At 33.1% G+C, this 26,369-nt stretch carries 27 protein-coding genes; 17 read left to right on the top strand and 10 right to left on the bottom strand.

What is annotated here, in order from left to right; all coding sequences use genetic code 11:
• Positions 1 to 49: 49 nt before the first annotated feature.
• Entirely contained in the window at positions 50 to 460 is a 411-nt protein-coding gene (locus tag V7P73_RS11385) for an acyl-CoA thioesterase (RefSeq protein ID WP_074235599.1), read from the bottom strand.
• A 176-nt stretch (positions 461 to 636) separates the two neighbouring features.
• Between V7P73_RS11385 and V7P73_RS11380 the strand changes: the two genes are divergently transcribed.
• The 9 genes from V7P73_RS11380 to V7P73_RS11340 all read left to right on the top strand — a co-directional run bounded on the left by V7P73_RS11380 (position 637) and on the right by V7P73_RS11340 (position 12,063).
• Positions 637 to 1,512, top strand: a complete 876-nt coding sequence (locus V7P73_RS11380; protein WP_333853783.1) for a carbon-nitrogen hydrolase — start codon at positions 637 to 639, stop codon at positions 1,510 to 1,512.
• Entirely contained in the window at positions 1,512 to 2,570 is a 1,059-nt protein-coding gene (locus V7P73_RS11375; RefSeq protein ID WP_333853781.1) for an agmatine deiminase family protein, read from the top strand. Before V7P73_RS11380 ends, V7P73_RS11375 begins: the two co-directional genes overlap by 1 nt.
• A gap of 48 nt (positions 2,571 to 2,618) precedes the next feature.
• A complete protein-coding gene (locus V7P73_RS11370; RefSeq protein ID WP_333853779.1) occupies positions 2,619 to 4,016 on the top strand; it encodes an MFS transporter in 1,398 nt (465 codons plus the stop codon).
• Positions 4,017 to 4,137: 121 nt separating this feature from the next.
• Positions 4,138 to 5,301: a class I SAM-dependent methyltransferase gene (locus V7P73_RS11365; RefSeq protein ID WP_333853777.1), complete on the top strand. Its 1,164-nt coding sequence runs from the start codon at positions 4,138 to 4,140 to the stop codon at positions 5,299 to 5,301.
• A 125-nt stretch (positions 5,302 to 5,426) separates the two neighbouring features.
• Positions 5,427 to 7,235, top strand: a complete 1,809-nt coding sequence (gene typA, locus V7P73_RS11360) for a translational GTPase TypA (protein ID WP_116033925.1) — start codon at positions 5,427 to 5,429, stop codon at positions 7,233 to 7,235.
• 65 nt (positions 7,236 to 7,300) lie between these two features.
• Positions 7,301 to 8,134 (top strand): formyltetrahydrofolate deformylase, encoded by an 834-nt coding sequence (purU, locus tag V7P73_RS11355; RefSeq protein WP_333853775.1) that lies wholly within the window; start codon positions 7,301 to 7,303, stop codon positions 8,132 to 8,134.
• Positions 8,135 to 8,390: 256 nt separating this feature from the next.
• Positions 8,391 to 9,956, top strand: a complete 1,566-nt coding sequence (locus V7P73_RS11350; RefSeq protein WP_333853773.1) for a glycoside hydrolase family 10 protein — start codon at positions 8,391 to 8,393, stop codon at positions 9,954 to 9,956.
• 66 nt (positions 9,957 to 10,022) lie between these two features.
• Positions 10,023 to 11,126: a pyridoxal phosphate-dependent aminotransferase gene (locus V7P73_RS11345; protein WP_333853771.1), complete on the top strand. Its 1,104-nt coding sequence runs from the start codon at positions 10,023 to 10,025 to the stop codon at positions 11,124 to 11,126.
• Positions 11,127 to 11,148: 22 nt separating this feature from the next.
• Positions 11,149 to 12,063: a hypothetical protein gene (locus V7P73_RS11340; protein ID WP_333853769.1), complete on the top strand. Its 915-nt coding sequence runs from the start codon at positions 11,149 to 11,151 to the stop codon at positions 12,061 to 12,063.
• 9 nt (positions 12,064 to 12,072) lie between these two features.
• Here the strand turns inward: V7P73_RS11340 and V7P73_RS11335 are convergent, their stop codons facing one another.
• Positions 12,073 to 12,945 carry an AraC family transcriptional regulator gene (locus V7P73_RS11335; protein ID WP_333853768.1) on the bottom strand — a complete coding sequence of 291 codons (873 nt, stop codon included), beginning with the start codon at positions 12,943 to 12,945 and terminating at the stop codon, positions 12,073 to 12,075.
• A gap of 153 nt (positions 12,946 to 13,098) precedes the next feature.
• Between V7P73_RS11335 and V7P73_RS11330 the strand changes: the two genes are divergently transcribed.
• On the top strand, positions 13,099 to 13,692 hold the full coding sequence (locus tag V7P73_RS11330) for a hypothetical protein (RefSeq protein WP_333853767.1): 594 nt from the start codon (positions 13,099 to 13,101) through the stop codon (positions 13,690 to 13,692).
• A 123-nt stretch (positions 13,693 to 13,815) separates the two neighbouring features.
• Here V7P73_RS11330 and V7P73_RS11325 read toward each other — a convergent pair whose 3' ends face one another.
• The 4 genes from V7P73_RS11325 to V7P73_RS11310 all read right to left on the bottom strand — a co-directional run bounded on the left by V7P73_RS11325 (position 13,816) and on the right by V7P73_RS11310 (position 18,205).
• Positions 13,816 to 15,552 (bottom strand): thiamine pyrophosphate-dependent enzyme, encoded by a 1,737-nt coding sequence (locus V7P73_RS11325; RefSeq protein WP_333853766.1) that lies wholly within the window; start codon positions 15,550 to 15,552, stop codon positions 13,816 to 13,818.
• Positions 15,553 to 15,635: 83 nt separating this feature from the next.
• Positions 15,636 to 16,634, bottom strand: a complete 999-nt coding sequence (locus tag V7P73_RS11320) for a glycosyltransferase (RefSeq protein WP_333853764.1) — start codon at positions 16,632 to 16,634, stop codon at positions 15,636 to 15,638.
• 42 nt (positions 16,635 to 16,676) lie between these two features.
• The gene (locus tag V7P73_RS11315; protein WP_312418475.1) at positions 16,677 to 17,033 is read right to left on the bottom strand and encodes a hypothetical protein; all 357 of its coding nucleotides are present in this window, start codon (positions 17,031 to 17,033) and stop codon (positions 16,677 to 16,679) included.
• A gap of 2 nt (positions 17,034 to 17,035) precedes the next feature.
• On the bottom strand, positions 17,036 to 18,205 hold the full coding sequence (locus tag V7P73_RS11310; RefSeq protein ID WP_333853762.1) for a THUMP domain-containing class I SAM-dependent RNA methyltransferase: 1,170 nt from the start codon (positions 18,203 to 18,205) through the stop codon (positions 17,036 to 17,038).
• Between the two features lie 110 nt (positions 18,206 to 18,315).
• Between V7P73_RS11310 and V7P73_RS11305 the strand changes: the two genes are divergently transcribed.
• Genes V7P73_RS11305 through V7P73_RS11280 form a run of 6 tightly spaced genes read left to right on the top strand, consistent with a single transcriptional unit; the run spans position 18,316 to position 21,774 of the window.
• Positions 18,316 to 19,041, top strand: a complete 726-nt coding sequence (locus V7P73_RS11305) for an SAM-dependent methyltransferase (protein WP_333853760.1) — start codon at positions 18,316 to 18,318, stop codon at positions 19,039 to 19,041.
• Positions 19,042 to 19,066: 25 nt separating this feature from the next.
• Positions 19,067 to 19,759: a ZIP family metal transporter gene (locus V7P73_RS11300; RefSeq protein WP_333853758.1), complete on the top strand. Its 693-nt coding sequence runs from the start codon at positions 19,067 to 19,069 to the stop codon at positions 19,757 to 19,759.
• Positions 19,760 to 19,815: 56 nt separating this feature from the next.
• The gene (gene ytxJ / locus V7P73_RS11295) at positions 19,816 to 20,190 is read left to right on the top strand and encodes a bacillithiol system redox-active protein YtxJ (protein ID WP_333853756.1); all 375 of its coding nucleotides are present in this window, start codon (positions 19,816 to 19,818) and stop codon (positions 20,188 to 20,190) included.
• A 42-nt stretch (positions 20,191 to 20,232) separates the two neighbouring features.
• A complete protein-coding gene (locus V7P73_RS11290) occupies positions 20,233 to 20,826 on the top strand; it encodes a Crp/Fnr family transcriptional regulator (RefSeq protein WP_312418485.1) in 594 nt (197 codons plus the stop codon).
• 4 nt (positions 20,827 to 20,830) lie between these two features.
• The gene (locus V7P73_RS11285) at positions 20,831 to 21,331 is read left to right on the top strand and encodes a thermonuclease family protein (protein WP_333853753.1); all 501 of its coding nucleotides are present in this window, start codon (positions 20,831 to 20,833) and stop codon (positions 21,329 to 21,331) included.
• Positions 21,328 to 21,774 carry a GNAT family N-acetyltransferase gene (locus V7P73_RS11280; protein ID WP_333853752.1) on the top strand — a complete coding sequence of 149 codons (447 nt, stop codon included), beginning with the start codon at positions 21,328 to 21,330 and terminating at the stop codon, positions 21,772 to 21,774. Before V7P73_RS11285 ends, V7P73_RS11280 begins: the two co-directional genes overlap by 4 nt.
• A 48-nt stretch (positions 21,775 to 21,822) precedes the next feature.
• On the opposite strand, the gene V7P73_RS11275 is transcribed toward V7P73_RS11280, so the two are convergent.
• The 4 genes from V7P73_RS11275 to V7P73_RS11260 all read right to left on the bottom strand — a co-directional run bounded on the left by V7P73_RS11275 (position 21,823) and on the right by V7P73_RS11260 (position 24,693).
• Entirely contained in the window at positions 21,823 to 22,071 is a 249-nt protein-coding gene (locus tag V7P73_RS11275; protein WP_248876883.1) for a DUF6952 family protein, read from the bottom strand.
• Between the two features lie 52 nt (positions 22,072 to 22,123).
• Positions 22,124 to 22,435, bottom strand: a complete 312-nt coding sequence (locus V7P73_RS11270; RefSeq protein ID WP_089770139.1) for a thioredoxin family protein — start codon at positions 22,433 to 22,435, stop codon at positions 22,124 to 22,126.
• Between the two features lie 103 nt (positions 22,436 to 22,538).
• Positions 22,539 to 23,171: a peroxiredoxin gene (locus V7P73_RS11265; RefSeq protein ID WP_333853748.1), complete on the bottom strand. Its 633-nt coding sequence runs from the start codon at positions 23,169 to 23,171 to the stop codon at positions 22,539 to 22,541.
• Positions 23,172 to 23,502: 331 nt separating this feature from the next.
• Entirely contained in the window at positions 23,503 to 24,693 is a 1,191-nt protein-coding gene (locus V7P73_RS11260; RefSeq protein ID WP_333853746.1) for a pyridoxal phosphate-dependent aminotransferase, read from the bottom strand.
• Positions 24,694 to 24,979: 286 nt separating this feature from the next.
• Here V7P73_RS11260 and V7P73_RS11255 point away from each other — a divergent pair, with 286 nt between their 5' ends.
• Positions 24,980 to 26,209, top strand: a complete 1,230-nt coding sequence (locus V7P73_RS11255) for a LuxR C-terminal-related transcriptional regulator (protein WP_333853744.1) — start codon at positions 24,980 to 24,982, stop codon at positions 26,207 to 26,209.
• The last annotated feature ends 160 nt before the right edge of the window (positions 26,210 to 26,369 follow it).

Raw genomic sequence — 26,369 nt, 5'->3', positions numbered from 1 at the left:
ACCTTACTGAAATATCAGACAAAAAAAATAGAATCTGATTTAGATTCTATTATAATTCTGGGTTTGTATTTTTAACATAAAGTCGATCCTCAACATATTCGATTTTTGTTTTTCCGTGCGGTTTTGGCAATCCATCTTCGCCAAGAGCTACGAATACCAATTTATCAATTGTAATGATTTTCTGATGTGTCATTTTATTTCTTACTTCGCATCTTAGTGTCAGAGAGGTTCTACCAAATTCCACTGCTTCAATTCCAATCTCAATAATATCGCCTTGTTTGGCAGAACTTACAAAATTTATTTCGGAGATATACTTTGTTACCGCCCTCGAATTTTCTAACTGAATAATCGCATAAAGTGCCGCTTCTTCATCAATCCATTGCAAAAGTCTTCCTCCAAAAAGTGAATGATTGGGATTAAGATCTTCTGGTTTTATCCATTTTCTAGTATGATAATTCATCATAATTCTATAGCATTTTAATTTGGTGCAAAGGTAGAATTTATTGAGGATTTTAACAGTTTTAAATCATAGAAAGTATTGATGATTAAATTAATTTTTAGAAATATAAGTTTAAAATCTTTTGGTTGAATTTTTGATTCCCTAGAATCTTAGTATTTTTGTAAAAATTTTTAGAAATGTCAAAGGTTAAAATCGGAACAGTTCAGATGTCTTGTGTTGCTGATAAGCAGTCAAACCTGAACAAAGCCATTGAAAAGATAAAAGAAGCAGCAGCAAAAGGTGCTCAAATTGTTTGTTTACAGGAACTTTTTACATCATTGTATTTTTGTGATGTAGAAGATTACGATAACTTCGAATTGGCAGAACCGATTCCTGGACCATCTACAGATGCATTGTCGCCAGTTGCTAAAGAATTGGGCGTTGTAATCATCGCTTCATTATTCGAGAAAAGAGCGCAAGGTCTTTATCATAATACAACGGCTGTTATTGATGCAGACGGAACTTATCTTGGTAAATACCGTAAAATGCATATTCCGGATGACCCTGCTTTTTATGAAAAATTCTATTTTACACCAGGCGATTTAGGTTACAAAAATTTTGACACAAAATTCGGAAGAATCGGAGTGTTGATTTGTTGGGATCAATGGTATCCAGAAGCTTCAAGAATTACAGCATTAATGGGAGCAGATATTATGTTTTATCCAACAGCGATTGGTTGGGCAACAGACCAAGACGAAGAAACCAATCAAGACCAATACAATGCTTGGCAGACGATTCAGCGTTCGCACGCAGTTGCAAACGGAGTTCCTGTGGTTTCTGTAAATAGAGTAGGTTTTGAACAAGACGGCGCTATGAAATTCTGGGGCGGAAGTTTTGTAACTAATGCTCAAGGAAAGTTGTTATATCTTGGTTCTCACGATAAGGAAGAAGTTGCAGTAACTGAAGTTGACCTTGCTCAAACTGATTATATGAGAAAGCACTGGCCATTTTTGAGAGATAGAAGGATCGAAACTTATTCGCCGATTACAAAACGTTTTATTGACGAAGATTAATGATTATAGATAAAGATTTTAATCCGTTAGAAAATGGATATGTTTTCCCAGCAGAATGGGAAGAACACGAAGCTACTTGGTTGTCTTGGCCTCACAAAGAAGAATCTTGGCCGGAAAGAATCGATTTGATTTATCCGGCTTATGCTAAATTTATTGCAGAATTAACAAAAGGTGAGTTCGTTTGCATCAATGTAAAAGACCAAGAAATGCAAGCTTTCGCAATGGAACATATTTCCAAAGCAGGCGCAGATATTTCCAAAGTCGAGTTTTATTTTAATGAAACCAATGATGCTTGGTGCAGAGACCACGGACCCGCTTTTTTAGTGAATAAAAATGGAGAAGAACCAAAGAAAATCATTGTGGATTGGGGTTTCAATGCGTGGGGAGGAAAATATCCGCCATTCGAATTGGATGATGTAATTCCAACTAAGATTGCTGAAGAAAAAGGATTGCCTGTTCTTTATCCTGGAATTATTATGGAAGGAGGTTCCGTTGAATTTAACGGTGCTGGAACAGTTTTGACTTCCAAATCTTGTTTACTTAATGAAAACAGAAATCCGCATCTTTCTCAGGAAGAAGTGGAAGAGTTCTTGAAAAAATATTACGGACAAAAACAGGTTCTTTGGGTCGATGACGGAATTGTAGGCGATGATACAGACGGTCACGTGGATGATACCATTAGATTCGTCAATGAAAATACAGTTCTGACAGTTATCGAAGATAATACTGAAGATGATAACTACGAAATTCTTCAAACCAACCTTCGTCAACTGGAAGAAATGACTTTGCTAAAAGGCGAAAAATTAAATATCATCCAATTGCCAATGCCAGACCCAGTTTACTGTGATGGACAAAGATTGCCTGCTTCTTATGCTAATTTTTATATCGCCAATAAGTCAGTCATTGTACCGACTTACAGATGTGATAAAGATGAATTGGCTTTAGAAATCATTCAAAAATGTTTTCCTGACAGAGAAGTGGTTGGTATAGATTCTACCGATATTATTTGGGGATTGGGAAGTTTCCATTGTCTAAGTCAACAAGAACCTTTGGTTTAAAAATATAATCCGCATAAAAGCGGATTTTTTTAATATTAATTTCAAAAAATGAGCGAAACTCTCACAACCGATTCGGTCAAAAAAATCCTTCCGTTTATATTGGCAACTGCCATATTTATGCAGATGTTGGATTCTACAATTCTCAATACATCTTTGCCGTCAATTGCCAAAGAATTGGGAGAATCTCCGCTTAATATGCAGAATGCAATCATTAGTTATGTATTGACTTTAGCATTGTTTATGCCTGTTAGCGGATTTTTGGCGGACAAATTCGGAACTAAGAAAGTTTTTATTTTCTCATTAATATTCTTTTCGCTGGGTTCATTGCTTTGTTCGATGGCTCATAATCTCACAGAGTTGGTTATTGCCAGAGTTGTTCAAGGTGTTGGTGGAAGTTTGATGACACCAGTTGGAAAACTCGCATTGATTAAAGCATTTGACAAAAACGAATTGCTCAAAGCAATGAACTACGCCATTATTCCTGCTTTGATTGGTCCGGTTTTAGGACCTTTGGTTGGTGGTTATATTGTCGATTATTTATCGTGGCACTGGATTTTTCTTATTAATTTACCAATCGGAATTCTAGGAATAGTTTTGAGTATCAAATATATGCCGAATTACAAATCTCCAATCATCGACTTCGATTTGAAAGGATTTCTCATTTTCGGTTTAGCGTCTTTATTACTTTCTACGTCTTTAGAATTATTCGGAAATGCTAAGAATATGACACCCGTTTTGTTGGTGTTTTTATTGGGATTCTTGATGTTGTATTTTTATTACAAACACGCCAAAAAAGATAATAATCCAATTTTCCCACTCAATCTTTTTCAGGTTCGCACCTTTAGAGTAGGTGTTTTAGGGAATTTGGCGACAAGATTAGGAATTAGTTCAATTCCTTTATTAGTTCCTTTGATGATACAGATAGCTTATGGACAATCGGCGTTTACTTCAGGTTGGATTGTTGCGCCAATGGCATTGACTTCTATGTTCGGAAAATCAGCAGTTATCCAGATTTTAGACAGATTTGGTTATCGTTCCACATTGATGGTCAATACCTTTATCATTGGTTTAATCATTTGTTGTTTGGCGATCCCTGATGTTCACAATTCCATTTATTGGTTTGTGCCATTGTTGCTGTTGTTAGGATTTTTCAATTCGATACAATTCACATCAATGAATACTATTTCCATAGCGGATTTACGAAATTATCAGACCAGCAGCGGAAATTCTTTGGTTGCTGTTAATCAGCAGTTGGCGATGGGATTCGGGATTGCATTTGGATTGATTGTTCTGAAGATTTTCGAAGGTGACACCAAATTCATCAATAACGAGGTTCACAACGCATTTCGATATACATTTTTAGTCGTTGGTTTTCTCACGATTATTTCCGGTTTGGTTTTTAGAAGATTGAATTTCCGTGATGGAGATAATATGAAATCAGTTTAAAAGATAATTTAATAAATTTGGGCAGCTTAATCCGCCCTCCGTTCCCGCTTTTTTCTTTTTAAATAAAAAGAAAAAGAGCTCCACTCAGGTCGGGCTGCGAGCGATTCAAAGTTTAATACAAATGGATTTTTCAAAGCTAATTTCTTCTGATATTCAAAACTATATCAGTCAAAATCTCAATTCTAATTTAAATAAATTATTATTGAAAAAATCGCCATTTTCTGATGTTACGATGCAGGAAATTGTGCAACAAATCAAAGGCAGAAAAACAGCTGGGAAGAAGTTTTCATTCTTATTAAAGGAAGGAATTATTTTCCCTCCAAATCTCAATCTGGAACAAGCTTCATCGCAATCAACCGCAGAATATAAAGCACAAAATCTTAAAGGAAAATCTTTTCTCGATTTGACTTGTGGTTTCGGGATTGACGCTTATTTTTTATCTAAGAATTTTGATGATGTTACTTTAATTGAGCAAAATCCAGAATTGATTTCAATCGTTGAAAATAATTGGAAAACTTTAGAAAGAAAAGCCAATTTCATAAATGTAAATTTGGAAGAGTTTTTAGAAAGCAATCAACAAAAATTTGATGTTGTTTATCTTGACCCAGCAAGACGAGACCAGCAAAACAAAAAGAAATTCTTGCTAGAAGATTTATCCCCAAATCTCTTAGAAATCGAAAAAAAATTAATGTCAATTTCTGATAAAATCATTGTAAAATTATCGCCTTTAATTGATATTTCATATTTGATTTCAGAATTAAAAAATATTAGTGAAATTCAAATTATTGCAGTTAGAAATGAAGTCAAAGAATTAGTTTTAATTATTGAAAATAATCTATCAACCGGCAACCAACAACCAACAACTATTAAATGTGTAAATCTTGAATCTGATGAACCTGAGTTTTTATTCAATTTTAATGATGAAAAATCAGCAAAATCAGAGTTCTCAGAAACTTTGAATTTTCTTTATATTCCAAACAATTCTATTCTGAAAGCTGGAGCATTTAATATCATTTCAGAAAAATTCGGGTTGAAAAAACTGCATCCAAATACGCATTTTTATACTTCAGAAAACAAAATCGAAAACTTTCCTGGAAGAGTTTTAGAAATAGAAAAAATCGACGCAAAAGATTTGAAAAAAGGAGAGATGTTTAATATTGTTTCTAAAAATTATCCTTTGAAACCGGATGAAATCAAGAAAAAATATAAACTGAATGACGGCGGAAGTCATTACCTGATTTTCACGCAATCTGTTAAAGGAAAAGAAATCTTAAGAAGTCTATAATTTAATTCACTGATTAACACAGCTTTAATTAGATGTTAATTATTTAGCCATATTTTTAAAAATAATTGAATCAGAGTTTATCATCCCATAAAAATTCACTACATTTGCACGCGTAAAAAATGGATATGCAAAACATTAGAAATATAGCGATTATCGCACACGTTGACCACGGAAAAACAACTTTGGTTGACAAGATTATTCACGCAACAAACATCTTCAGAGAGAATCAGGAGAGTGGTGAGTTGATTATGGATAACAACGATTTGGAAAGAGAGAGGGGAATTACGATTCTTTCAAAAAACATCTCTGTAAATTACAAAGACACAAAAATCAATGTAATTGATACACCTGGTCACGCCGATTTTGGTGGTGAGGTAGAAAGAGTTCTTAAAATGGCTGATGGTGTAATCTTGTTGGTGGATGCCTTCGAAGGACCAATGCCACAGACAAGATTTGTACTTCAAAAAGCTTTAGAACTGGGTCTTAGACCTTTGGTTGTAATTAACAAAGTTGATAAGCCAAACTGTCGTCCAGACGAAGTTCACGACCAAGTTTTTGACTTGTTCTTCAACCTAGATGCAACAGAAGAGCAGTTGGATTTCCCAACATTCTACGGTTCATCTAAGCAAGGTTGGTTCAACACTTCATTAGAAGAAACTGATAATATTTTCCCATTATTAGACGGGATTTTACAATACGTTCCAGAACCGAAAGTAACTGAAGGTAACCTTCAGATGCAGATTACTTCATTAGATTTCTCTTCTTTCTTAGGAAGAATTGCAATCGGTAAAGTAACAAGAGGTGAGGTTAAAGAATCTCAATGGATTGGTCTTGCTCAAGCAGACGGAAAAATTGTGAAAGGAAAAGTAAAAGAACTTTACGTTTTCGAAGGTCTTGGAAAGAAAAAAGTAACTGAAGTACAAGCTGGAGATATCTGTGCTGTTGTAGGTTTCGATGCGTTCCAGATTGGAGATTCTTTCGTTGACTTGGAAAATCCTGAACCATTGGAAAGAACTGCGATTGATGAGCCAACGTTGAATATGACTTTCTCTATCAACAATTCACCTTTCTTTGGAAAAGACGGTAAATATGTTACTTCTAACCACCTTAAAGAAAGATTAACTAAGGAATTAGAGAAAAACTTAGCATTGAGAGTGCAACAAACTGACGATGCGAACACTTTCCTAGTTTTTGGTAGAGGTATTCTTCACTTATCTGTTTTGATTGAAACAATGAGAAGAGAAGGTTACGAAATGACAATTGGTCAGCCACAAGTTATCTTGAAAGAAGGCGAAAATGGTGAAAAATTGGAGCCTTATGAATCTTTGGTTGTTGATGTTCCTGAGGAATTTGCTTCTAGAGTTATCGATTTAGCAACTCAGAGAAAAGGTGACCTTCACATTATGGAAACTAAAGGTGAAATGCAACATATGGAATTCGAGATTCCTTCAAGAGGTCTTATCGGATTGCGTTCTCAAATGTTGACTGCAACTGCTGGTGAAGCTATTATGGCGCACCGTTTCACAGAATATAAGCCTTTCAAAGGTGCAATTCCAGGAAGAAACAATGGTGTACTTGTAAGTAAAGGAACTGGTCCTGCTACAGAATATTCTATCAACAAACTACAAGATAGAGGTAAGTTCTTCGTTGATCCGGGTGAGGAAATCTATACTGGTATGATTATCGGTGAGCAAAATAAGCCGGGAGATTTGGTTGTAAATATTGTAGAAGCTAAACAATTGAACAATATGCGTGCAGCTGGAAAAGATAAAGATACTGGTGTTGCACCAAAAATCTTGTTCTCTCTGGAAGAATGTATGGAATATATCCAAGCTGATGAAGCAATCGAGGTTACTCCAAACTTCATCCGTATGAGAAAGAAAATCCTTTCTGAAGAAGATAGAAAAAGATTGGAAAGACAAGCTAAAGCTTAATCTTAATAAATTTAAAAGCCTTCATATTTTGAAGGCTTTTTTGAATTTAAAAACAAAAAACCAAGATGAAACAATTTACTATAAAAATCACCTGCAAAGACGAGAAAGGGCTAGTTTACAGAATTTCCGAAATCCTTTTGGAGAATGGACTTAATATTATCAAGAATGATGAATTCGTGGATAATGAAAAAGCTTTGTTCTTTATGAGAACCGAAGTTTCCGGAATTGCTGAACCTGAAAAAGTGATTGAACAACTCAAAAAACAATTAGGTGATTGCTCAATAGAATTAAATAAAAACGAATCCAAAAATGTGGTGGTTTTGGTGACCAAAGAACATCATTGTTTGGCGGATTTGTTAATAAGAAATCAATTTAAAGACCTTAATTTTAATATTCTTGCCGTTATTGGGAATTATGAAAATCTGAGGGAATTGACGGAGAAATTCAATATTCCTTTTATTCATATTCCTGCAGAAAATATTACGAGAGAAGAACACGAAGAAAAAATCAAAAATGCTCTTCAAGATTACAACTACGATTATCTTGTTCTCGCGAAGTTTATGAGAATTCTTTCTCCGGATTTTGTGAAAGATTTTGAAGGTAAAATCATCAATATTCATCATTCATTTTTACCAGCTTTTATTGGCGCAAATCCTTATAAACAAGCTTTTGAAAGAGGTGTGAAAATCATCGGAGCTACTGCTCATTTTGTAACGAATGATTTGGATGAAGGACCGATTATTTATCAGGATATTATCAAAGTCAGTCATTCTAAAACCGCAAAGGATTTGACTAAAATGGGAAAAGATGTTGAGCGAATTGTTTTGGCAAATGCACTCAAATTAGTATTCGAAGACAAAGTTTTTATTGATGGAAACAAGACCATTATTTTCGAATAATTAAAATGATAAATTGTTAAACACATAGACACAAGGTTTTTTTCAAGCATAAAATATTTGATTAAGACACGAAGATTTTAACTTCGTTAAAATTGAAAAATCATTGATTCTTTAGTGCCTTAAAACTGTTTTCAAAACAATTAATTTTGTGTCTTTGTGTTTAACTTTAAGCTTTTTAAGTTAAAAAATTATAAAAGCATCCAATTATTCGGATGCTTTTTTGTATTTCTGATATTATCGTTTAGTTTTGCAAACTATGCGTTTCAGATTATCATTTTTCCAAATACTTTTATTGGCAATTTTTGTGGTTTCTTGTGCTACAAAAACTAAGAAATCACCAACTAAATCTGGTGTTAAAAAACCAATTACCAAAACTGAAATAAAGCTTCCTCCCAAGCCAGTTGTTCAATTGAATAATGTTAAACTACCTGAAATCAAAAGAGAGTTCAGAGCAGTTTGGATTGCATCGGTTGCGAATATCAATTGGCCTTCGAGAAATAATTTGTCTGTAGATCAGCAAAAACAAGAAGCGATACAAATGTTGGATATGTTGGTTGATCTCAATTTCAATGCGGTGATTTTGCAAATTCGTCCTTCTGCGGATGCTCTATATAAAAGTCCTCACGAGCCTTGGTCCCATTTTTTGACTGGACAAATTGGTCTTGCACCTTATCCAGAATATGATCCAATGCAATTTTGGATTGAAGAATGTCATAAACGTGGATTAGAATTTCACGCTTGGCTGAATCCGTTTCGTGCACATCATTCCAATGGTGGTGCAATTTCATCAGAATCTATGGTGAAAAAATCACCTGATAATGTTGTGAAACTTAAAAACGGGATGTATTGGTTTGATCCTGCTGATGACAGAACGCAAGATCAGGCTTCAAAAGTGATTAAAGATATCATTTCAAGATACGATGTAGATGGAATCCATTTGGATGATTATTTTTATCCTTATGCCGAATATAACGGTGGAAAAGATTTTCCCGATTACAAAACCTGGTCAATTTATCAACAATCTGGCGGAACACTTTCCAGAGCAGATTGGCGAAGAGCTAATGTCAACAAATTTGTAAAAAGAATCTATGACGAAATCAAAGGTCAAAAGAATGATGTGAAATTTGGAATCAGTCCGTTTGGGATATGGAAACCTGGTTATCCTTCTGGAATCAAAGGTTCTTCACAGTATGATGAACTTTATGCTGATGCCAAATTATGGTTGAATCAAGGTTGGATAGATTATTTCACGCCTCAGTTGTATTGGCCTGTAGATTCGGTGGAACAAAGTTTTCCGCTTCTTTTGCAGTGGTGGAGTGATGAGAATACAAAAGGTCGTCATCTTTGGCCAGGTTTGAATACCGTTGCCGTAAAATCTTCAAACAGAGCGATAGAAATTGCTCGAGAAATAGACGTGACAAGACAAATTATTAAAAATAATTCCGGAGAAGTCCATTACAGCATCGCAGGAATCAGTAAAAGTTATGAGATGCAACAACAATTGAAAAACAATTCTTATAAAGATAAAGTCCTAATTCCTGAAACAACTTGGCTGACTTCAAAAAATCTACCGGAGTTGGATGTCATCTGGAAAAAACAACAAGGTAATTTTTTACTGAACTGGAATCAACAAGCTGAAGCATTATCATACGTCCTATATCTGAAATATGGCAATAATTGGCAAACAGAAATTCTTTCTCCAGATCTGTCGTCCAAAATCGTTCCTTCAGAATCTAATGGAAAAAAATTGTCCACTTTTGTAATAAGATCTCTGAATAGATTAGGAAAACTAAATGATTATAAAGCTGTTGTAGTTAATTAAATTAATCGTTCAATATTGTTTTATAATATTAAAAAATGTTTAAATTCGGAGAAATAATTTTCCGGAATGAATATCAACAGAAGAGATTGGCTGAAAACTGCTTTTTTGGGAAGTGCTGCTTTAACACTTTCACCTTTAGAATTTTTGGCAAAAGAAACTCCGAATTTCAATGTATTAAAAAACAGCAACGAAACAATTCGACTTTGCTTTAACGAAAATCCATTTGGAACTTCGCCAAAAGCTTTGGAAGCGATGCAAAAAAGTCTTAGCCTTTCTTCAATGTATGATTTTAAATTTGCAGATGTTTTAAGTGAAAAATTAGCCGAGAAAAATCAACTTAATAAAGAAAATCTTTTGGTTTCTGCAGGTTCATCATTTCTGTTGGAATTGATTACCAAATATGTTTCGATTAACAAAGGACATTTCATCATTCCGGACCCGTCTTTCACCATTTTTGAACCGATTGCTGAGTTTCTAGGAATGTCAAAAACTGTAATTCCTCTGAACGATAAAAAGAAAATCGATTTGGAAAAGATGAAAAATTCTATCCAAAAAAATACGAAACTCATCTATATCTGTAATCCGAATAATCCAACAGGAGATTTGCTCTCAAGACAGGAAATTGAGAATTTCATCAAATCAATTCCAGACAATATCATCGTTTTGGTTGATGAAGCTTATATCGAATTTACTACTCAGAAATCTCTAAGTGATTTGGTTGATGTTTATAAAAACCTGATTGTGACGAGAACATTTTCCAAACTTTATGGTTTTGCCGGCGCAAGATTAGGTTATGCAATCGGACATTCTGGAACAATTAAAAACCTGAAAAAACTTCAAAGTTGGAGTGGAGCAGAAATAAGTGTTGTGACAATGGCTGGTGCAATTGCCGCGATGGAAGACCGAGAATTCATTACTAAAGTTTTGAATAACAATAAGAAGGTAAAAGATTTTACAGTTTCAGAATTCAATAAAAGAGGAATTAAAACCATTCCGTCTTCTGCTAATTTTGTTTATTTTTCTTTGGAAAATTACAAAGGCGATTATTTCAAAAAACTGAAAGATGCAAAAATCCTTGGCGGAAAAACGTACGAGGAAGAAGGGAAATGGACGCGGATTAGTTTGGGAACGATGGAGGAGATGGAGAGGTATTTTAGTGTTATTTCATAAAATCAGTATTTAAAATTAAGTTATGTTAAGAAAAATCTTTTACTCTTTTATTATAATTATTTTTCAATCTTGTAGTAAAGATATATCCATTTCAAAAGTAGATGTATCCAAAATGAATAGTGATGAGATTATTAAATCTAAAGAAGCTGATGAAAATTACAAGATAAAAAACGCACCAAAAGGAACATTTCCTACACCTAAGAAATTTACAAGAGATGAAATTGAATTACAGCAATTAAGAAATAAACAAGAGCAAGAGGAATTTGTCAAAAATTATGTTTTAAAGCATTCTAAAGAGAGAAAAGAGAAGGAGTTATTAAAAAAAGAAGCTATTGTAGAATTTAATAATAGTTATGAAGACAGGGAGACTGAAAAATTAAGAAGATATGTTTTAACTGATGATTATAAGAATTTTAGTGAAGAGTTAGATAATTCATTAAAAGAATTAGAAAAAAAAGAAAAGGAAAACAAACTAAATTATATTGCGAAAATTAAAAAGCAAAAAAATATCGCTGTCAAAAGTAGTTTGTGTTTAATGAATAATACGCTAGAAAATATTGAATATTTAACCATAACGACTGTAATTAAATTCAAATTTTCTAATAGAAACATTTATTATATTAAATCAATAAATGGATTAAATGATAAAAATATTTTCAAAAAACAAACAACTTTTTGCACTGAAATTTCTGATGTAATTAGTTTCGCAAAAGGTTTTAATGAAAAAATATTCGAAATACATAAACCAGACAATATTGAACTAAAATATTTTGTAAATGCTAAAAACAGTATTGGATATACCAATAATATAAATCCTAGTGATGTGAAAATTTCGATTTTAGGAAATTGCGTTGTAATGGAAAAGAATCAAGATATTGACGAAAAGATTTATGGCGAAAATGTTTATTCCAAGAATATTACAGATTTTTTTAAATAATTTTAGCAATTAAGCCAAAATATTACTAAACTCCTTCCGATACTGCGATGGACTTTTCTGCGTATGTTCTTTAAAAGTTTTGTTGAAGTAACTGAAATTATTAAATCCACTGTCAAAACAAACTTCTGTGATACTCATTGGTTGTTCTGCCAAGAGTTTTAGAGAATGCGTGATTCTGTATTCATTCACAAATTGAGTAAATGTTTTGTTTGTAATTTTCTTGAAATATCGGCAGAATGAAGGAACAGTCATATTGGATAATTCGGCAACTGTTTCCAAAGTAATTTGCTCTTTGAAATGGTCTTTCACATAATTGAAAATTACGTTAATTCTGTCATTATCTTCTTTTTGGGTTTGCAAATAATATTTTGAAGCATTTAGGATTTTGTAATCTTGCGTGTGAGAAAGTTCGTCCAGAATCTCAATTAAAATCATCAGTTTGGTTAAAGATGTTGCTTCTGTCAACGCTTCAATTTTCGTCTTTAAAGCATTTTTAACTTCGTCACCGAAAACAATTCCACTTTTCGCCGCTTCTAAAAGTGCGGCAATTCTGTTCATTTCTTTAGCTTGCCAAAATTCTGAACCTAGAAAATCCATAGGAAACTGAATCACAACCTCGTAATCATTATTAGTGTTTTCATTGGTCATTCCACAATGAGGTAGGTTACTGCCAATCAGAATTAAATCTCCGTCTGAGAAGTACGAAATATTACTTCCAATTTGCCTTTTTCCAGAACCGCCGCAAACGAAAATCAGCTCAATCTCAGGATGATAATGCCAAATGTGTGATTTGATGTTTTCATTACGATTAAACTTCAGACAAGTAAAACTACTTCCAATACCAGGACTTACGGCTTCAAAAGTTGGACTGTTATGTTTCATGTTGCAAAGTTATTTATTATGTTTTAAATTACCTTATTTTATTATTTAATATTTGCTTAATGTTAAAATAGAACATATAAATGAAAATTGTATTGTATTATTTGAGATTAATCCATTATACATTTGCATAGTAAACAATTAAAAGATAGTAATATGAAAAGTATATTAAAATTTGGTTTTCTTGTAGCAAGTATATTTGTTTCTACAAGTGCAATGGCTAAGGATAAAGATTTTTCTGTATCAATAGGAGAGGTAAGTCAAAAAACTGTTCATTTTGAAGTTTCTAATGCAAAGAATGTTTCTCTTTATGTTTATGATAATTACAAAGGCGAGATATATTCTGAAAAAATCATCAATAGTGACAGTATAGAAAAGTCTTACAATATGAGCGAAATGGCTTCTGGAACTTACTTCCTAGTTGCAGAATCTGATGCTAAAATTGAAAAATACAAAATCGTAGTAGAGGGTGACCAAGTTTTTTTGGAAAAATCTCCGATTTCTACACTTTCAAAACCAGAATACACGATTAACAAAAACCTTGTTAAATTACAAATGGCTAACGTAGTAGGAGATGTGAAAGTGTCTATCTACGATACAGCAAACAATACTTATTATAGCAAAAACAATGTTGCAAAAGATGGTTTGATCGCTCTTACATTTGATTTAAACCCAGAAACTGCAGATTTATACATCATCAATGTAGAAAAAGACGGCGATAGTTTCAGTAGAATGATTTCTCTAAAATAGTTTTTTTAAACTAAGGTTATATATATTATTTTCTTAAAAGCTTCACATTGTGTGAAGCTTTTTTTGATTATTATAATTTAATTAAAATAAAAAAATCCCAATTTGATATTGGGATTTTTGAGGTTATAAAACTTCTTTGATATGCTTATAATTGCTTGTAATAGTATCCGCAACTTCTTTGAAGTTACCATCCAGCATCATTCTTGTCATCGCAACGCCCATACCTTTCATCTGTTCCCAGCCAACTTTTGGTGGCATTGCCAGAGCGTTTGGGTCGGTAAAAATATTGACCAAAACTGGACCATCAATTGCTAATGCATCTTGAATTGCTATTTCTACTTTTTCCGGATCTGTAACATTGATGCCATTGATACCGAAAGCTTGAGCTAATAACCCAAAATCTGGATTAACCATATCAGTTTCGTTATCAGGAATACCATTAACTTCCATTTCTAATTTTACCATTCCCAAAGATCTGTTGTTGAATACAATAATCTTGATGGGAAGATTATATTGTTTGATGGTCGCGATATCTCCCAACAACATAGAAAGTCCGCCATCACCACAAAGTGCAATCACTTGCTTATCCGGATTGGACAGCTGAGCACCAATAGCCATTGGCATGGCATTGGCCATAGTTCCGTGATTGAAAGATCCTACGAGTTTTCTCTCTCCAGTAGCTTCTAGATATCTAGCACCCCAGACACAGCACATTCCTGTATCGACTGTGAAAATGGTATCTTTATTAGCCTTTAGGTTGATTGTTTCTGCTACGAATTCGGGCGAGATATGGTTTTCTTTGCCTTTATCCTCAACATAAGATCTAAGGTTGTTTTTTACTTTTTGGTAAAAGTCTAGTTGCTTATCAAGAAAATCTTGGTTATCATTGATTTTAATTAAGGGTAGAAGATTTATTAAAGAATCCTTTATTTTTCCCGCAAATCCTCTTGTCAATTGGGCTCGTCTTCCTAAACGTTCTGGCTTATCATCAATTTGAATAATCACTTTATCAATAGGCATAAATTTCACATAAGGAAAATCGGTTCCTAAAAGTAAAACAATATCAGCTTCGTGCATCGCTTTGAAGGCGGAAGGTAAACCCAAAAGTCCAGTCATTCCCACTTCATAAGGATTATTATATTGGATACCCATTTTTCCACGGAAAGAATATCCTATTGGTGCTTTCAGTTTTTCTGCTAAAGCAACAACTTCTGTGTGAGCTTCGGAAGCTCCTATTCCACAATAGATCGCTACTTTTTTTCCTGAATTAAGCTGATTTGCGATCCAGTTTATTTCTTCTTCTGAAGGAATGATTCTAGGATTTGTTTTGAATACGAGATCAGAACTAATGTTTTTTTCAGATTTAGCTTCAAAAAGATCGCCAGGAACACCTAAAACCGAAACGCCTTTTTGTGATATCGCATGTTGTAAAGCAGCTTGTAACATTCTTGGAGCTTGTTCTGGTGTATTGGCTACCTGATTGTAAACAGAGCAGTCATCAAACAATTTGATGGTATTAGTTTCCTGAAAATAAGATGTCCCAAACTCAGAACTCTCACAAGTAGATGCTATGGCAAGAACTGGAACATTTCCTCTATTAGCTTCGTAAAGACCATTAATGAGATGAACGTGTCCTGGACCAGAACTTCCTGCGCAGACAGCCAAACCTTCTAGCTCAGCTTCGGCAGCCGCCGCAAAAGCACCGACTTCCTCATGTCTTACGTGGATCCATTGGATAGAACCTTCACGTTTTATAGCATCATTTAAAAAATTAAGGCTGTCTCCAGTGACAGCATATATACGTTTAATTCCTGCTTTTACAAGAATCTCTACAAATTGTTCGGCAATATTTTTTGACATAGTTTTATGAATTTTATGATATCATAATTTACAAAAAATATTCCAAGCAAATGATTATTAATAATAAGTAAATGTTAAAGAAATCAGTGAAAATGTTTTGGAAATGCTTCTTGCGGAGTTTGTTTCATAATATTAAGAAGAAACCAAGATTTAAGAAAACCGTAACCGTATGAAAACATTTGGATGTAAGTAGAAATTATCGCCATCGCGGCAATGCTGATATTTTTTGTAACGATCAAAGCGTGTAAGAAAACTAGAAATGTATACAGTCCATACAAAGCGAGAATCAATCCGTTTCCCCAAACAAAATAATGAATAACGCCAACCACATAACCCAACAGAAAAAGGCTCGGAAACCAAAACGTAGGTTTCACATATTTTGGATGCCTTTGATTTAGAATTGGTCTTGCACAACCAAATTGATACACTTGTTTTGAGAATTTGCCAAAGTCTGTTCTACGTTTGTGATAAACGCCAATATTATCATAGAATAGAGTGCTGTAGCCATTTTCCCAAAACGTCATTGATAAATCTGGGTCTTCGCCAATTCTCATTTCAGAAAACCCACCAATGCCTAAGAATTTCTCCTTATTCACGCCCATATTGAAACTTCTTGGCTGAAATTTCGTCACTGCTTTTTTACTTCCTCGGATTCCGCCAGTTGTGAAAACCGAAGTCATAGAATAAGAAATGGCTTTTTGCATCAGATTAAAACCTCTATGCGCTTTATCTGCGCCACCAAAAGCATTGCAAGGATTTTCGATAAGGTTTTTCTTGATATTCTCGATGTAATCTGTTTCTACAATCACGTCAGAATCTACAAAAACCAACCAATCATTTTTCGCTCGCTTTGCTCCATAATTTCGACTTAATCCAGGACCAGAATTATCCTTTCTAAAAAACTGAATATCCAACAGATTTTCAAAAGTTTCCACTGTTGGAAGTAGGTTGATTTTCGAACCATCATCCACAATAATGACTTCAAAATCTTTATCCGTCTGATGAGATAATGAATTAAGAAGTTCAAACAGTTCGTCTTTTCTGTTGAATATGGCTATGATGATGGAGATTGTTGGACTCAATTTTATTTAATTAAATAATTTATTTGATTCAAAAATATAAAATTATATTTTCAATAAAAGAATAAGAACTGATAGAAGAATCGAACTTGAAATTATACAAAATATAAAACTCGAAATAACTAAAGAATGAATTATTTTAAAGTGATTTAATATTAATAATGAAACAAATGAAACTAAGATTGAACCAGCAAAACTCAAAAAAAATGTTATAAATAAATGTTCAATCCCAAAAATTTCTGTTTTATAAAAATAAATTAACAAAGCAGAAATTAATAATAATCCTAAGGAAATTAAAATCAATTTTTTATTGATTGGGTCAATGTCTACTTTATTTTCTCCTCCGTTGCCAAACAAGCCAAGAACCGACAAAGCATCAAATAAAAAATTAATAAAATCCATATTTATTCTAATTCCTTATTTATATATTTCCCTTTCTTAGAACCATCATACATTTCATATTGCAAAAATCTTGTTTCCAATTTTCCATTGAAAAGCTTGATTTTTCTTGAAGGTCTCAATCCAATTTTCTTCGGAGCGTCTAAGTCTGCAGAAATCAACCAAGCCAAAGTATTGGGATAATGTTGTTTGAAAGTATCACCAATTTTTTTGTAGAAATCATCATCATTGATAGAAATTCTCTCATCATAAGGCGGATTGAACACTATTAATAAAGGGAACATATCTTTTTCTGAATCAAAGAAATTTTGTTTTCTTACTTCGATGACATCTTCCATTTCTGCAGATTCAATATTCGCTCTTGCTGCATCCAAGGCGTTATAATCGATGTCGTAACCAACAATTTTCCCAGTGAATTCCTTCACACGATTCAGTCGTACTTCTTTGATTGTTTTGAATAATTCAGAATCATAGTTTTTCCAATTCTGGAAAGCAAAGTTTCTTCTAAAAGTCTGAGCCGGCAAATCCATTGCAATCATCGCCGCTTCTATTAATAACGTTCCGGAACCACACATTGGGTCAAGGAAATTACCTTTTCCGTCCCAACCTGCCAATTGTAACATTCCGCTAGCTAAAACTTCATTGATTGGCGCAACCGTTTGTTCCTTTCTGTAACCACGTTTGAAAAGTGGATCTCCAGAACTATCAAGAGAAATAGAAACCAATTCTCTGTCAATATGAAGATGGAATTTGATATCTGGATTGTCTTTACTAATGTTTGGTCTTACCTTATGTTTTTCCTGAAAATAATCAACAATAGCGTCTTTCATTTTCAAAGTCATAAACTGCGAGTGACTAAATCTCTCAGAGTTTACAGTGGCATCAATAGCAAAAGTCTGGTTTGGTTCCAAAAACTGATCCCACTCAAACTTGTATAATTTATCGTAATATTTGGTTTCATTAAAAGCTTTAAATTCCATAATCGGAACCAAAATTTTAAGCGCTGTTCTGCAAGAGTAATTGAGTTTATAAAGAAAACCAAGGTCGCCTTCACAAGTTACTGCACGGTTTTTAACTTCCACATTTTTACCACCCAATTTCTTAACTTCCTCAGCCAAAACCTGTTCTAATCCAAAGAAAGTTTTGATTTGTATTTGCAGATTATCTGTATTCATAGCGCAAAGATAATAGATTATTAGATGATAGATAAAAGACAAATGAAAATCCTTTAAAATCTATTGTCTATAATCTATTCGTCTCGCTTCTTTTTTCTTAATTTTGTAGGATGCAATGGTTCGAAGAATGGTTTGATACACCATATTATCATATTCTTTATAAAAATCACGATTACAAAGAAGCAGAAGATTTTCTGAATCTTTTAACCGATTACGTGAATCTTGAGAAAAATTCAAAAATAATAGATTTAGCTTGCGGAAAAGGCAGACATTCAGTTTACCTAAACAAATTAGGTTATAATGTTTTAGGGTTGGATTTATCTGAGCAAAGTATCCGTTTTGATAAACAGTTTGAGACAGAAACTTTGAAGTTTCAAGTTCACGATATGCGAAATAAAATAGAAAGTGAGCCAGTAGATGCGGTTTTCAATCTGTTTACAAGTTTTGGATATTTTGAAACTGAGAAAGAGGATAGAAGTGTTTTCCAGTCTGTTTCCGATGTTTTGAAGAATGAAGGTTATTTCGTTTTAGATTTTCTGAATTCTGATTATGTGAAAAATGGCATTGTTCCAAAAAGTTCCATCGAAAGAGAAAATATTACCTTTAATATTCAAAAACATATTGAGAATGATTTTATTATCAAAGAAATTGATTTTGAAGACCAAGGCAAAAAGTTTCATTTTTTCGAACGTGTAAAACTGACTTCTCCAGAGAAAATTCTGAAATTTGCAGAAGACTTTGGTTTTGAATTAATCCAGCGTTGGGGCGATTATCAACTTAATGAATTTGATGAAAAGAATTCTCAGAGATGTATTAATCTGTTTAGAAAGAAATAATTAAAACAAAAGAACTAGGTTTTAAATGATAATTATTCTATTAATTTTTAGTGTTCTGATTGGCGTTTTTCTCGGGAAATATTTTGGGAGCAAACAACAATTCGCCAAAAATCTTCTTATTTTAAGCGCCGGTTTCTTGATAACGATTTGCTTGAATGAAGTTTTTCCAGAAGTTTATCATTCCGAAGACCATAATATTGGGATTTTCGTGATTCTTGGAGTTCTGATTCAGATGTTGTTGGAAAGTTTGACAAAAGGTTTTGAACACGGACATCTTCATCATCATTCCGACGAACATTCTATCATTCCTGTCGCATTGATTATTGGACTTTTTGTTCACGCTTTTATAGAAGGAATTCCTTTGTCGCACGAGAAAGAGACTTTGTCACCTTATCTTTTGGGAATCTTGTTTCATAACATTCCTATTTCCTTTGTTTTGGGAAGTTTCTTGGCTCACAGCAAAAATTTCTCTACTAAATTTTGGTTGATTGTTATGGTTTTTGCCTTAGCTTCTCCTTTAGGAATGCTTCTCGGTAAATACTTTGACGAAAATCTGAAAGTTTATTTTCTTGCAATTGTCGGTGGCATTTTCCTTCATATTTCGTCCGTAATTATTTTTGAAAGCAATAAGAATCACAAGATGGACTGGCAAAAAATTATTCTAGTTATTTGCGGAGTTGTCTTGGCTTTAGGCGGACATTTTTTTCATCATCATTAATTAAAAAATATTTTCTATTTCGATAGGAAAATCATAATTTTACTCAAATCAATTTTATGGGATTTTTAAATCAATTATTTGGTAAAAAAGAAGAGCAGGACCAGACAAAAAGTCTTTGGAAGAAAATTGAATCTGAAAAAGATTTGGACTCGGCTGTTGAGAAATCTTCTCAGCAAAAAGTCTTGATTTTCAAACATTCTACGCGTTGTTTCATCAGCAAAACGGTTTTGAAAAACTTTGAAAAGCAAATGCAGAATTCTGATAAAAATTATGCTTATTATTTTTTGGATTTGTTAGCCCACAGAAACTTATCAAACGAAATAGAATCCCGTTTTGACGTTGTTCATCAAAGTCCACAGCTTATTGTTCTGGAAAATGGAAAAGCTACACGCAACGCATCTCATCAAAGTATCGATTTGGATACAGTTTAATTAAGGAAGTTAGAATTTAACTTCAAAAAGTGAAAAACATTTATGATTCATCAAAACTTTAGCAATCATCTTTCTCAGATCTTAGGCGTTCCCATTAGCAGTATAGAATTTTGTTCTTCTTTTTATGAAGTGAAAGAAGTTAAAAAAAATGAAATTATCCTAAGAGAAGGCGAGATTTCAGATTCTACATTCTTTGTTGAAAAAGGTTTGCTGAGAATGTATTCTATTGATAAAGCGGGTAAAGAGCACGTGATACAGTTTGCGCCAGAAGGTTGGATTATTTCCGATACAACCAGTCAATTACTGAATGAAAAATCGAGATTTTATATAGAAGCTATCGAAGAAAGTACAATTATAATTGTAAGAGAGGGTTTTTTTGAACATCTTACCAAAGAATATCCTGAAGTTGCTGAGAAAAATCAAAGATTGATGTTCAACCACATCAAAAATCTACAAAACAGAGTGAATTCATTGATTAGCACAACTGCGGAAGAACGTTATCTTGATTTCCTGAATAAGTACCCAAATCTAATGCTTCGTGCACCACAATGGATGGTGGCTTCTTATCTTGGAATCACGCCCGAAAGCTTGAGCAGAGTTAGAAAAGAGTTGGCTAAAAAGAAATTTGAGATTTAATATTTTGAATAAATTCTTAGTCTTAATCTTATTTTCGATTTTCAGTTTTGGGCAAAGTCAATTAAAGGAAAACCTTAGTCATAAAACATTTTCAGCAAAAGTCATTGGTATTTCTGATGGCGATACGATGGAAATTCTTTATAAGGAAAATCCAATTAAAATTCGTCTTGCTCACATAGATTCGCCGGAGAAAAGAGGAACTCAGCCTTTTGGTAATAACGCCAAACAAGCTCTATCCAATCTTTGTTTTGGAAGAATTGTCACCGTTCAAGCAGAAAAATATGACCGATATAAACGGTTGATTGCGGTTGTCATCAACGATAAAAATCAAAACATCAATAAACAAATGCTAAAGCAAGGAATGGCTTGGCATTATAAAAAATACTCTACCGATTCCGACTACGCCAAACTGGAAACCGAAGCTCGAAAAAATAGAGTAGGACTTTGGCAAGATAACACTCCGATTGCGCCTTGGCTTTGGAGAGAAAATAAAAAGAAAAAATGAATCACGAAATTTTAAAAGCAAACATCTCCGACATCCCTGAATTATGCGAAATGATGAAGGATTTTTATGCGATTGATTTATATCCTTTTGATGAAAAAGTAGCGACTGCTAATTTTGTAAAATTCCTTGATAATGATAGTTATGGTAATTGTTTTAAAGTAGTATTTGAAGGCAGAATTGCAGGTTATATTATTTTGGTTAAATATTTCAGTTTTGAATTTGGTGGTGAGATTTTGTTCTTAGATGAATTATTTATAAAACCAGAATTCCAAGGTAAATCTCTTGGTAAAAAAGCATTGGAATTTGTGAAAGATTATTCTGTTGAAAATAATTTCAAAATTGTCTTATTGGAAATAGAAAATCATAATGAAAAAGCTAAAAAACTTTACGAACATTATGGTTTCCAAAATCATAAAAGAAGTTTGATGATTCTTAAGAACTAGAAAGGCTTTAGAAATTCTAAAGCCTTTTTATTATATAAAAGTTATATTTTATTTGTCGATAGAACCCATTACTTTTTGAGCAAAGGAATTCAATGCGTCTTTTTCACTCATTCCGTTATTTACATTGGCGTGCACTTCCAAAGCGCCGCAAATGTTTGTGATGAGTTCGCCAGCAACATTCATATCTTCTTCAGAAACATTACGAAACTCACAGAAGCTTTCTAAAACTTCTAAAGTTGCTTCCAGATTTTCCGGTGTTTGATTCTGATAAAATTGTCTTATGATTGGTAATTTCATTTTAATAAATTTAGAAATTATAAGATTTAGAGATTAAGAAATTTCTTAATTTTTAACCTTTTAATTCGCTGAAAAGATTGTTAAGACTTTCAGCCTGATTGGTTTGAACCTGATTTTTCAAAGCACCACCTTCAAACGCTGCAAAAGTTGGTAGATTATCAACTGTTGCCAATTTTCTGCTTTCCGGCAATTTTTCTGCGTCCACATAATAAAATGGGATATCTTCGTTTTCTGCAGCTAATTTTTTGAACTTTGGCTTCATAATTCTGCAGTTTCCACACCAAGTTGCACCATATTGAACCATTACTTTATCATTCTCCTGAATGATTTGCTGTAATGTATCTCCTGTAAGTTCTATATACATTTTTGTGATTTTTTAAATGTGATAATTATTAATTTGAAAATATGATGATTTGTTAATGAGTTGATAAAAACAAATCATCATATTATCTCATAATCAAATCGATTTAGTTTTTGCTAAGGTATTCTGCTACGCCAGTTCTGTTAGCATTCATTGCTTCTTTACCTTCTTCCCAGTTTGCAGGACAAACTTCTCCATGTTTTTGAACGTGCGCATAAGCATCAATTAGACGAAGATATTCTTTCACATTTCTTCCAAGTGGCATATCATTCACAGATTCGTGGAAAATTTTCCCAGTTTCATCAATCAAATAAGTTGCTCTGTAAGTTACGTTAGAACCAGTGAAAACTTCGTTTCCTTCTTCATCATAATCAAGATCTTGGTCTACAATCCCAAGGATGTTTGCCAATTGTCTGTGCGTATCTGCTAGAATTGGATATGTTACACCTTCGATTCCTCCGTTATCTTTTGGCGTGTTCAGCCAAGCGAAATGAACTTCGTTTGTATCGCAAGAAGCTCCGATTACGATTGTATTTCTTTTTTGAAACTCTGGCAAAGCCTCTTGAAATGCGTGTAATTCCGTTGGACAAACGAAAGTAAAATCTTTCGGATACCAGAATAAAAGCACTTTTTGCTGATTATTAACCGCTTGTTCGAAGATGTTGATCTTAAGATCGTCACCCATTTCGCTCATTGCATCAATCGCAACATTTGGGAATAATTTACCTACTAATGACATAATATTAAAGTTTAAATTGTTGTTTAAATTTGATAGTGCGAAATTACAAAGATTTTATGAATGATAAATTTATTTTTGATTTATAAAATCTATCGAAGTAAAAGAATCAAAACTAACAGTGTTATTAATTACTTTTGAGACTAAAAGATTCATTCGGATGATAAATAAAGTCTTCTGATTTACAATTATCTATCAAATTTCAAACAAATAATTAACTTTTTGAATGAGCAAAATCAGATAATCTATAATTTTTGAAATAAAAAAAACACCACTCGAGAAAGTGGTGTTTAATTTTATTAAAAAAGTCTTCGAGAGCCTCAGACTATTAATTTTAGAATTGCGCTAAACAATCTTTAATTCTTCTCATTGCTTCTCTCAGTTCTTCTTCAGAAGCTGCGTAAGAGAAACGGATACACTCCGGACTTCCGAAACTTACACCGCCAACACAGCCAACGTGAGCATTTTCTAATAAGAACATCGCGAAATCATCAGAATCTTTAATTTCTGTTCCATTAAGGTTCTTTCCGATGAAATAAGAAATGTCTGGGAAGAAGTAGAACGCACTTTTTGGAAGATTGCATTTGAAACCTTTGATGTCTTTCATCAAATCAAAAACCAAATCACGTCTTTTATGGAATTCTGAAATCATATATTGCAACTCAGACGGATCCATTTGCAAAGCTGTGATAGAAGCCCGTTGAGCAACTGTATTTGCACCACTTGTCATTTGTCCCTGAACTTTGTCACAAGCACTTGCAAGCCATTCTGGACAAGCTGAATATCCGATTCTCCAACCCGTCATTGCAAACGCTTTACTCATTCCGTTAATTACTGCAGTTTGCTCATAAACTTGAGGGAAACTTGCTATAGAAACGTGCTCTCCTTCATAATTGATGAATTCATAAATTTCGTCAGAAATGATTGTTACGTGCGGATATTTGGCTACAACATTGGCAATAGCTTCCAATTCTTCTCTTGTATAGAAACTTCCAGAAGGATTACAAGGCGAACTATAAAGCAAGGCTTTGGTTTTTGGCGTGATAGCTTTTTCTAATTGTTCAGCAGTAATTTTGAATTCTGTATCAATAGATGTTTCAATGAAGACCGAAGTTCCACCAACCAATTTTACCATTTCGTCATAACTTACCCAATATGGAGCAGGAAGAATCACTTCATCTCCGTCATTCACAATTGCCGATAGAACATTGATGATGGATTGTTTTGCGCCATTTGCAACACAAATTTGAGTAGGTTTATAATCTAGATTATTATCTCTTTTCAGTTTTGCAGAAATAGCTTGTCTGAGTTCTAAAAATCCTGGTACAGGCGAGTAGTGGCTGTAATTTTCATTAATAGCATCAAAGGCTGCTTGTTTAATTTTTTGAGGAACATCGAAGTCTGGTTCTCCCAAAGTCAAACTTATTACATCAATTCCTGCCGCCTTCATATCGCGTGCTTTGTTGCTCATCACGAAAGTCTGAGAATAACTCAGTCTGTTCAATCTATCCGAAATTTTACCCATGAAACTATTTTATAAATTAGATTTAAAGACAAATATAATCGATTTAAATCTATAAGCTGAATGGTTTATTAAAAAATTGAGGCTTTAGCTCATAAATTCTATCACTTTATAAATTTCAGATCAGAATATTTGTTTAAATATTAAAACAAATAGCTAAACGCTCAAAAAATAAAATATTTTTTGAGAATTTATAAGTATAATTAATTATTTTTGTGAATATCTTTAACAGCTTGTTTGTTGTTTCGAATGAGACTAAAAGCGTTTGATTAATCCACGCAAAACATTGATGAATTTTAATTTTACACGGTATTTCTTAAGCTTTTTTATACTATTTTCTATATTTTTTTACGCTAAAAACCTCAATTCCAATTCTATTGAAGAAGAAATTATCAAGAATAATAGAGAAGGAAAACATCAACTTTCGCAAAAGAAACTTTCTGATATTTTATTCTCCGGAGGCCTTACAAAGGAAGAACAGGCTAATATTCTGTTTCTTATGGCTACAACTTACCGAAGTGTTAATGATTATACGATGTGCATCAATTATCTTGACAAGTCGAGTATAATAACCAAACAACTACCAAAAGATAATCTCTTACACATGAAGCTGGATTATGAGTATGCTTTTGTGTATTTTGATAATAATCAATATGATAAGTCAGAGCAAGCAATGAAGAGAATTGCTGCTAAAAAATACCTCAGTCCCTATCCCGAAGGTAATTCTAACATCCTAATGCAAGAAGGTTATCTCTTCCTTATCAAAAAACAGTATAACGAAGCGGAAAAAAAATATTATGAAGCCCTGAAAATTATGCATGCATCCAACTCTTGTAATCTTCCAATTGTCTATGCAAAATTGATGAATCTCTATAGCAAGAAAAAAAACATTGCTAAAGCAGAAGAAATTTATGATGTAAGTATGAAGACATCAGATAGTTGTAATATTTTGAAATACAAAATCTTCGCGGCTTCTGAAATGGCAAATATTTATAAGGAGAATAATCTTTTTGGAAAAGCTTATCTGATGAGCTCGGAACTTGATTCACTCCGCAGACTGGAGAATCAGGAAGTCAAGATTTCTGAGATGCATATTATTGATAAAGCTTACACAGAAAAAGAGCAATCTGATATCTGGAAAAGAACCGTTGTTTTGAGTATTATCATTTTAATTGCTGTTTTGGCAGTAATTTATTTTTACAAAAAGAATAGAAAAATCAAAAGAGACAAGATGTTGATGCAAGAGGAGTTGGAACAGATGAAACAGGAACTCGATTCTTATTCTCAAAACTCAGAAAATCTTGCAGACCCTGAAAGATACTTTTTCTTATGTTCGGATGAGTTAACAGATCGTCAAAAAGAACTTTTAATCCATCTTTCGGATGGTTTATCAAATAAAGAAATCGCAGAAAAATTATTTATAACTGAAAATACTGTAAAGTATCATACTAAAAATATTTACACCATTTTGGATATCAAAGATCGGAAAGATTTCTTCCAGAAGTTAAGAAATAATTGATTTCTCATCTACTACACTCCCCCTACATCTACGTAAAAGCGCCTACTACATTACCCATACAAAGACTATCCCAAGGGGTAGTTTTTGCTTTATTCATAAGGGTTTAGCGCTAAAAAATTGAGTCTCTGTATTATTATCAATAATATTGCAATCTGTTTCG

Origin of the sequence: Epilithonimonas sp., from assembly GCF_036780765.1 — a bacterium.
GTDB lineage: Bacteria > Bacteroidota > Bacteroidia > Flavobacteriales > Weeksellaceae > Epilithonimonas.
This window is presented reverse-complemented; position numbering and strand designations above follow the sequence as displayed.